8 protein-coding genes are annotated in these 7932 nt (G+C 63.7%); 1 reads left to right on the top strand and 7 read right to left on the bottom strand.

The features are described from left to right. Positions 1–365 precede the first annotated feature (365 nt). From HX873_RS09540 to HX873_RS09570, 7 genes are read right to left on the bottom strand one after another with little or no spacing between them, the layout of a single operon-like run. Complete coding sequence (locus tag HX873_RS09540) at positions 366–1397, bottom strand: ABC transporter substrate-binding protein (RefSeq protein ID WP_003218283.1); 1032 nt, start codon at positions 1395–1397, stop codon at positions 366–368. Between the two features lie 17 nt (positions 1398–1414). After that, positions 1415–2518 carry an FAD-binding oxidoreductase gene (locus HX873_RS09545; RefSeq protein WP_008430551.1) on the bottom strand — a complete coding sequence of 368 codons (1104 nt, stop codon included), beginning with the start codon at positions 2516–2518 and terminating at the stop codon, positions 1415–1417. After that, entirely contained in the window at positions 2515–3858 is a 1344-nt protein-coding gene (locus HX873_RS09550; RefSeq protein WP_177122610.1) for an NAD(P)/FAD-dependent oxidoreductase, read from the bottom strand. The genes HX873_RS09545 and HX873_RS09550 overlap by 4 nt, the downstream gene beginning before the upstream one ends. Further along, the gene (locus HX873_RS09555) at positions 3855–4145 is read right to left on the bottom strand and encodes a (2Fe-2S)-binding protein (protein ID WP_177122611.1); all 291 of its coding nucleotides are present in this window, start codon (positions 4143–4145) and stop codon (positions 3855–3857) included. Before HX873_RS09555 ends, HX873_RS09550 begins: the two co-directional genes overlap by 4 nt. Beyond that, positions 4145–4939, bottom strand: coding sequence for an ABC transporter permease (locus HX873_RS09560; RefSeq protein WP_177122612.1), 795 nt, complete (start codon positions 4937–4939; stop codon positions 4145–4147). The genes HX873_RS09555 and HX873_RS09560 overlap by 1 nt, the downstream gene beginning before the upstream one ends. A gap of 4 nt (positions 4940–4943) precedes the next feature. Further along, complete coding sequence (locus HX873_RS09565; protein ID WP_008430555.1) at positions 4944–5789, bottom strand: ABC transporter permease; 846 nt, start codon at positions 5787–5789, stop codon at positions 4944–4946. Further along, positions 5786–6814 (bottom strand): ABC transporter ATP-binding protein, encoded by a 1029-nt coding sequence (locus tag HX873_RS09570; RefSeq protein WP_177052152.1) that lies wholly within the window; start codon positions 6812–6814, stop codon positions 5786–5788. Before HX873_RS09570 ends, HX873_RS09565 begins: the two co-directional genes overlap by 4 nt. 241 nt (positions 6815–7055) lie before the next feature. Between HX873_RS09570 and HX873_RS09575 the strand changes: the two genes are divergently transcribed. Then, positions 7056–7886, top strand: a complete 831-nt coding sequence (locus tag HX873_RS09575) for an IclR family transcriptional regulator (RefSeq protein WP_003218269.1) — start codon at positions 7056–7058, stop codon at positions 7884–7886. Positions 7887–7932 lie beyond the last annotated feature (46 nt).

A 7932-nucleotide genomic window follows, 5' to 3' on the forward strand; every position in this document is an offset into this window, starting at 1 on the left:
TTTGACCGTGCCCGCTTTAGCTTTTGATTTTGCTCTTCAACACTCAAGCCGGCCGGTAGGCCGCTGTGCTCTTGATCTGCTTTTGATCTTGATCTTAGGCGCCCCGTTAAACCACGCTGGCCGAACGCAGGCTTTGGAGCGTGGGTAACCCGGCAGGACGCCGGGTTAGCCGTCCTGGGCCAAGGATGGCCCATGACGGCGGCCCACGGTCCAAAGCCGGAGTGAGGGCACACCGAGCCTAGGCGAGGTGCCGAGTGGTGGGGCAAGAGCGTTTTGCTTACTTTTGCGCTTTTCAAAAGTGAGCCGCTGTAAGAGCGGAACCCATATAAGCCATCACCCAAATAACGGATATTCACCCCCAAAGCCTACCGCTCAATCGACCGACTCCACCGTGCATTCCACTCGGGCCGTGCCTGGTTCACCTGATCCCAATCAATCGAAATCGCCGTCTGCAAATAACTGTTCATCGCCTCCACCCGCGCCCGGGTTTTGTCGGTAGTCGGCGTCGTAGGATTCGAAGGAATCTGATCCCCCAGTTCCAAAGCCGGCGCCTGAGCCTCTGCGGTCAACAAGAACTGCGCCAGTTTCTGCGCCAGCTCCGGCTGGTCATTCCGCGCAATCACACACTCCGCCACGTTCAACACCACCGCGCCTTCTTTCGGCTGCGCATACTCCATCGGCACACCCAACAACTGTTGCGTGGTCACCTGCGTCGGCGTCAGCGGAAAGATCGCCGCCTCATCCGTCTGCACCATCTCGGAAATCTTCGCCGAGCTGGCGATGTACTCCAGCACGTTGGGCCCGACGGTTTTCGGCCAGGCCTTGAACCCCGGCTCCACGTTGGTCTCGCTACCCCCCTGAATCCGGTTGAACATGAGGAACCCGTGCAACCCAAATGTGGACGAGGCCAACGACTGGAACACCACCTTGTCCTTGAAGCGCGGGTCGGCCAGGTCCATCCACGACGTCGGCGGCGCCCAGCCCTTTTCCTTGAACATCTTGGCGTTGTAACCCAACCCGGTCACCCCGAGCGTCACCGCAACCGCTTCTTCCTTGATCTTCGCCTTGGCCGGAATCTGGTCCAGGGTCGGGTTGGGCGTGAGCTTCTCGCACAACCCCATGGAAATCGCGCGGTACATGATGCCGTCGTCGAGGAACATCACGTGCATCTGCGGGTTGTCCTTGTTGGCCTGCACCTTGGCCAGGATGTCCGACGAGGTGCCCGGCACGATCACCACCTTGACGTTGTTGGCCTTTTCGAACGCGGGCAGCACCTTGTCGGCGTAGACCCGCTCCATGGTGCCGCCGTTCATGCCCAGGTACAGCGTCGGTGCGGCGTGGGCCGCCGTGCTCAACAGGGCGAGGGACAGGCAAGACAGCGCAGTACGTTTGATCATGTGCATGAATCTTCCTCTCAGGCTTGGAAACGACGGATGGAAAATGCTTCGATGGGCTGCCGGCTGGCCCCCGTGCAGACGATCTCTGCCAGGGCTTCACCGACCGCAGGGCCGAGCTGGAACCCGGCGCCGGCAAAGCCGAAACCGTGGAGCAGGCCGGGTTGGGTGCTGCTGTCGCCGATCACCGGTTCGTGGTCGGGCAGATAACCTTCGGTGCCGCTCCAGGTACGGATCGCCTGGGCACCCTTGAGGAACGGGTACAACTCGCCGGCATTGCGCAGAATCTCCAGCACCGCCGCCTGGCCCGGGCGGGCTTGTTGCGGGCCCAGGGCAAAGCCGCGCCCGCCACCGAGGATGCAATTGCCCCGGGCGACTTGCCGCGCATAAATCCCGCCGCCTTCCACCCCGGTGCTCACGTCCATCACCACCGGCAACGGCTCGGTCACGAGCATCGCCGGGTGCGCCGAGGTCATCGGCACCGGCTCGCCAAAGTGCGCGGCCACGGTGCCGGCCCAGGCGCCGGCGCAGTTCAGCAGCCAGGGGGCTTGCAGCTGCAGCCCATTGGCACAGCGCAACTGAAACCGCTGGCCGTCATGTTCAAGATGGGTGACTTCGGTTTGCTCCATCACCCGAGCACCGTGGCGTTGCGCCGCGCGGGCAAAGGCGGGGGAGACCAGGCGCGGATTGGCGTGGCCGTCTTCGGGGCACAACGACGCGCCGACTGCCACATCACCCACCCACGGGAACCGGGCGCGCAGTTGAGCGTGGTCGAGCATTTGCAGGCCCAGGCCAAAGCCACGTGTAGCGTCGGCGTAAGCCTGCAGAGCCGCCAGATCGTCATGACTGCGGGCCAGTTTCAAATGCCCGGAGCGCACGTATTCCCCGTCGATGCCAATCAGCCCCGGCAAGTCGGACCATAGCTCATGGGCACGCTGCGATAGCGGCAGTTGGTGCAATGGCCGCCCCTGGCGCCGCACGCCGCCATAGTTCACACCGCTGGAGTGCGAGCCACAAAAGTCCCGCTCCAGCAGCACCACGCGGCGACCTTTCTGCGCCAGCATCAAAGCCGCCGAGGCCCCGACAATCCCGCCACCCAACACGATCACTTCACTGTCGATCATGGCTGCACCTCCACGCCAAACGGCAAGGGTTTGATCGGTGCCTGGCCACGCAGGCGGCCAACGTTTTCAATCTCGCGGCCACTGCGCTGGGCAACGATTTCCGCCGCCGCCAGCCCGCACATCCGGCCCTGGCAGCGGCCCATGCCAACCCGGCAATGGGCCTTGACCCGGTTCACTTCCCAGTGGCCTTCGTCCACCACCGCGCGTACTTCGCCGACGCTGACTTCTTCACAGCGGCACAGGATCAGTTCGTCCGGAGCTTCAGCGGCCCAGTTTTCCGGGAAGGGGAAGGCGGTTTCCAGGCCGTGGCGAAAGCGCTGGATACCTGCCAGTTGTTGTTCCAGCACGGGCCCGCGACGGTGGTCGATGGCAACACCGCTGTCTTCGAGCAAGGCCAATGCCGCTCGCTCGCCGGCCATTTGCGCCGCATCGGCGCCCATGATTCCTGCACCGTCGCCAGCCAGATACACCCCCGCGACACTGCTACGCCCGGCCGCATCTCGCTGGGGCAACCAGGCGCGGTTCAATGCATTCCAGGCAAATTCACACCCAAGTAAATCCGCCAGTTGGGTCTCGCTGCGCAGGGCATGGGCGAAGGCCACGGCATCACAGGCGATTTCCTGCTGGTCCCAGTGGATGCCCGTCACTCGTTGCTCGCCGTTGATGTGCGACAACGTTGCCCCTTGATGCACCGGGATGCCGTGGGCCGTTAGCCAGGCGCGGTAGTACAAACCCTTGGCCAGGGTCGCCGGCTGGCCGAGCAATGCCGGCAGGGCGCGGCATTGGGCGCTGAACGGCGCGCTGTCGAGCACCGCCACCACCCTGGCCCCGGCCTTGGCGTACTGATACGCCACCAGGTACAGCAACGGCCCGCTGCCGCAGAACGCGACACGCTCACCGATGGCGCAGCCTTGATACTTCAGCGCGATTTGCGCCGCGCCCAGGCTGTACACACCGGGCAGCGTCCAGCCCGGCACGGGCAGGATGCGGTCGGTGGCGCCCGTGGCGACGATGATCTGCGCGTATTCGATGCTTTCGGCGTGGCCGTTGTTGAGCATGTCCAGGCGGCCATTTTCCGCATTCCACACCAGGGTTTCCGGCCGGTAGTCGATCCGGGTGGCCAGCTCATCCATGGTGCGATGCAGCGCTGTCGCCTTGCCCGCTTCAAACCCATACAGCTGCTTGGCCGAGCGCTGGAAGTTCGCCGGCTGGCGCCGATAGATCTGGCCGCCACCGCGCAGGCTCTCGTCCACCAACACCGGGGTCACGCCATGGTCCAGCAAGGTCCGGGCTGCGGTAATGCCCGCCGGGCCTGCGCCCACTATCACCACGCTCTTCATGCCTGACGCCCCGGGTCACGGCGAATCGCCTGGCCGTCTTCCAGCAAGGTCGAACAGGCGCGCACTCGCCGACCATCCTCCAGGCGTACCCAGCAATCCTGGCAAGCTCCCATCAGGCAGAAACCGGCGCGGCGTTCGGCGCTGAAATCACTGCCCCGCAGGTGCTCGGCGCAGGTCAGTACGGCAGTCAGCAAGGTGTCCCCAAGCAGGCCCGTGGCAGGCTGTCCATCGAGGGTGAACGCCAGGCTGGGCCGCTCGGTTTCCGCCAGTCGTTTGAGCAGTGCCATCAATGTTTCCCTACCAACACGCGATCCAGGCCGTAGACCCGGTCCAGCAGAATCATTGCCGCCGCCGTCAACCCGATCACCAGCGCCGACACGGCCGCCATCATCGGGTCGATGGATTCGGTGGCGTACACGTACATGCGCACCGGCAAGGTCTGGGTGGCCGGCGAGCTGACAAAGATCGACAGGGTCACTTCATCGAAACTGTTGATGAACGCCAGCAACCAGCCGCCGGCCACGCCGGGCAGAATCATCGGCAAGGTGATCTGGCGAAACAGGGTGAAGCGGCTGGCGCCGAGGGATTCGGCAGCCTGCTCGGCGCTGCGGTCAATGCCGATGGCAGCCGCCAATACCAGGCGCAATACGTAAGGCGTGATGATCACCACGTGGGCCAGCATCAACCAGGTGAAGCTGCCGTTGACGCCCATCATTGCGAACAGCCGCAGCATCGCCACCCCCAGCACCAGGTGCGGGATGATGATCGGCGAGAGGAACAGCGCACTGAAGAAGTTACGGCCGGGGAACTGGTAGCGACTGATTGCCAGCGCCGCCGGCACCGCGATCAACGTCGCCAGGGTGGCGGCAACGAACGCCAGGACCAGGCTGTTGTAGAACGCCTGGATAAAGTCCGCGCGCTCGAACACCGCATGAAACCAGCGCAGGGAGAAGCCCGAAGTGGGCAGGCTCAAGGTGTTTTCCGGGGTGAAGGCCACCAGGCACACCACCACCAGCGGCGCCATCATGAACAGCACCACCAGGCCGTGAAAGCCCAGGGCCAAAGGACTGTTTCTGGACATCGTCTTATACTCCCAGGGACTTTTTGTAGCGGCCTTCGACCATGCGGTTCCAGCTCAGCATGATCAGCAAGTTGACCAACAGAAGCACCACCGCGATGGTCGCGCCCATGGGCCAGTTGAGTTCCGAGAGGTATTGGTCGTAGACCACCGTGGCGACCATCTTCAGGCGGCGTCCGCCCAGCAGGCCGGGGATCGCGAAGGAGCTGGCCGCCAGGCCGAACACGATCAGGGTGCCGGACAGCACGCCGGGCATTACCTGCGGCAACACGATCTTGCGCATCACCGTGGCCTGGCTGGCACCCAGGGACAGGGCCGCCTGTTCCGCCGACGGGTCGAGCTTCTGCAGGGAGGTCCACACCGGGATGATCATGAACGGCAGCATCACGTGCACCAGTGCGATGATCACGGCGAACGAGGTGTACAGCAGCTTCACCGGCGTGCCGCCCAGGGCCTGGATCACCTGGTTCACCAGGCCATCGGCACCCAGCAGCAGGCTCCAGCCGAAGGCCCGCACCACCACCGAAATCAGCAGCGGGGTGAGGATCAGGATCAGGAAGATCGAGCGCCATGGCGTACCCATGCGGCTGAGGATGTAGGCCTCGGGCACGCCGATCACCACGCAGAGCAAGGTCACCAGGGCACTGATCCAGAAGGTGCGCCAGAAGATTTCGTAGAAGTACGAATCGCTGAACAGCGACAGGTAGTGGGCGAAGGTCCACTCATCGGCCTTCACCCCTACCTGATAGTCGAACACGTTGAACGACAGCACCAGTGTCAGGCCCAGGGGCAGGATCAGCAGCCCGAAAAACAACACCAGCGCCGGCAACGACAACAGGTAGCCACGGCTCATGCGCGCACCTCATCCGCTGCCAGCACCCGCAACAGGTTCGACTCCCAGTCCAGGCCCACTGCAGCGCCGCAAGCCAATGGCGCGCTGCCGTCATTGCGGCGGACCACGGTCAGCTCGCCGATCTCGGTCTTGATGCGATACAGCCATTGGCTGCCGAAGAAGTAGCTGTCGAGGATCCTGCCTTGCAGGCGACCCGAGCCGGCGGCCACCAGGTCGATCTTTTCCGGGCGCAGGCTCAGGGTCAGCTCGCCGTTGCCCGGTTCAAAGCGCACTTGCGGCGCGCCGAGTTGATCGAAGTCGCCCGCCAGCAGGTTGGCCTTGCCGACAAAGTCCGAGATAAAGCGCGTGCGCGGGTGTTCATAGAGTTTGTACGGCGCGTCGATCTGCGTCACGCGCCCGGCCTGCATCACTACTACCCGGTCGCTGATGGACAGCGCCTCGGCCTGGTCGTGGGTGACCATCAGGGTGGTGATCCCGACTTCACACTGGATGCGACGGATCTCGAACTGCATCTCTTCCCGCAGGTTGGCGTCGAGGTTGGAGAGGGGCTCGTCCAGCAGCAACACCGGCGGCTCGATCACCAGGGCGCGGGCCAGGGCCACGCGCTGGCGCTGGCCGCCGGACAGTTCCCGCGGGTAGCGCTCGGCGTGGGGCGCCAGGCGCACCAGTTCCAGCACGGTCTTGACTCTGCTTGCGATCTCAGTGGCAGGCACCTTGCGCATCTTCAGGCCGAAGGCGACGTTGTCGCGCACGCTCATGTGGGGGAACAGCGCGTAGCTCTGGAACACCACGCCCAGGCCACGGCTGGCGGGTTTGGCATGGGTGATGTCGCGACCGTCGAGGACGATCTGGCCACCGGTGACGTCGACGAAGCCGGCGATCATTTGCAAGGTGGTGGTCTTGCCGCAGCCCGAGGGGCCAAGCAGGGACACGAATTCGCCTTTTTCCACCGCAAGATCAGTGGCGACCACCGCGTCGACGGCGCCGTAGCGTTTGCTCAAGGCGTTGAGTTGGAGAAAAGCCATGTCTGCGTTCCACCTTTTTGAGTCGCGTCGAAACGCGCTTTTTTGTTTTGGGCAGATGCGAAAAGGGTGTTGCGGGTGCGTTGGCGCTCGATCTTGAGTCGGCTGCCGTGAGTTGTTCATTTCGCCCCTGTGGACGCAGATTAGGGCGAAAGACTAGGATGGCGGAAGATGGAATTTCACTGGATAGAGTACTTTTTTCAGTTTCATTCACTGACCAGAATTTAGTGTGAGATATCGGCTTTTGGATTCCACTGAGCGGAATGAAAGTGTCAAGGAAGTCGGCGCCGGTGGCGTCTCCCGGTTGTTTGCATTACTGCGCATCCTCGGCGCGGCGCCGGACGGTGGTGAACGGGTGACGCAACTGGCGCAGCAGGTGGGGCTGTCGCAACCCACCACCCACCGACTGCTGCGCAGCCTGATGGACGAGGGCATGGTGGAGCAGGATGCGCGCAGCAAGCGCTATCGGCTGAGCCTGGAGTTCTTTGCCCTGGCGGCGAATGCGGGCAACACCGGCAACCTGCGGGACCTGGTGCGGCCGAGCATGTTGCGCCTCAGTGCGTCGTTGGGGGATTCATTGTTCCTGCTGGCGCGCAGCGGGTTTGATGCGATCTGCCTGGACCGCAGTGAAGGGCCGTATCCGATCCGTACCTTTACCGGTGATATCGGCGGCCGCGTGGCGCTGGGCGTGGGGCAGGGTAGCCTGGCGATTTTGGCGTTTTTGCCGGAGGAAGAGCGCGAGACGGTGATCCGCTACAACTTGCCGCGGCTCAAGGATTTTCACCTGTACGACGAGGTGTTTTTGCGTTCGGAGGTGGAGAGTGTGCGGCGGTTGGGGTATGCGGCGCGCAATACCGGGGTGCTGGAAGGCATGGCCGGGTTGGCGGTGCCGATCCTGGATCGCAATGGGCATGCGGTGGCGGCGTTGAGTGTGGCGACCATCAGCGACCGCCTGGGGCCGGGGCGGTTGCCGACGGTGGTGGAGTTGTTGAAGCGCGAGGCGGCGGCGATCGGGCCGAAGATCAACCCGTTCGATCCGACGTTGCGCCGGCCTTCGCAGATCTTCGGTGGGTAGGTAATACCAGTAACGACACAGATCAAATGTGGGATCCGGGTTGGAC

The organism is Pseudomonas sp. P7758, from assembly GCF_013386485.1.
Taxonomy (GTDB): domain Bacteria; phylum Pseudomonadota; class Gammaproteobacteria; order Pseudomonadales; family Pseudomonadaceae; genus Aquipseudomonas.

Excerpts from the sequence above, each read along its gene's own strand:
- HX873_RS09540 (WP_003218283.1), bottom strand. The coding sequence starts at position 1,397 with ATGATCAAACGTACTGCGCTGTCTTGCCTGTCCCTCGCCCTGTTGAGC.
- HX873_RS09545 (WP_008430551.1), bottom strand. The coding sequence starts at position 2,518 with ATGATCGACAGTGAAGTGATCGTGTTGGGTGGCGGGATTGTCGGGGCC.
- HX873_RS09550 (WP_177122610.1), bottom strand. The coding sequence starts at position 3,858 with ATGAAGAGCGTGGTGATAGTGGGCGCAGGCCCGGCGGGCATTACCGCA.
- HX873_RS09555 (WP_177122611.1), bottom strand. The coding sequence starts at position 4,145 with ATGGCACTGCTCAAACGACTGGCGGAAACCGAGCGGCCCAGCCTGGCG.
- HX873_RS09560 (WP_177122612.1), bottom strand. The coding sequence starts at position 4,939 with ATGTCCAGAAACAGTCCTTTGGCCCTGGGCTTTCACGGCCTGGTGGTG.
- HX873_RS09565 (WP_008430555.1), bottom strand. The coding sequence starts at position 5,789 with ATGAGCCGTGGCTACCTGTTGTCGTTGCCGGCGCTGGTGTTGTTTTTC.
- HX873_RS09570 (WP_177052152.1), bottom strand. The coding sequence starts at position 6,814 with ATGGCTTTTCTCCAACTCAACGCCTTGAGCAAACGCTACGGCGCCGTC.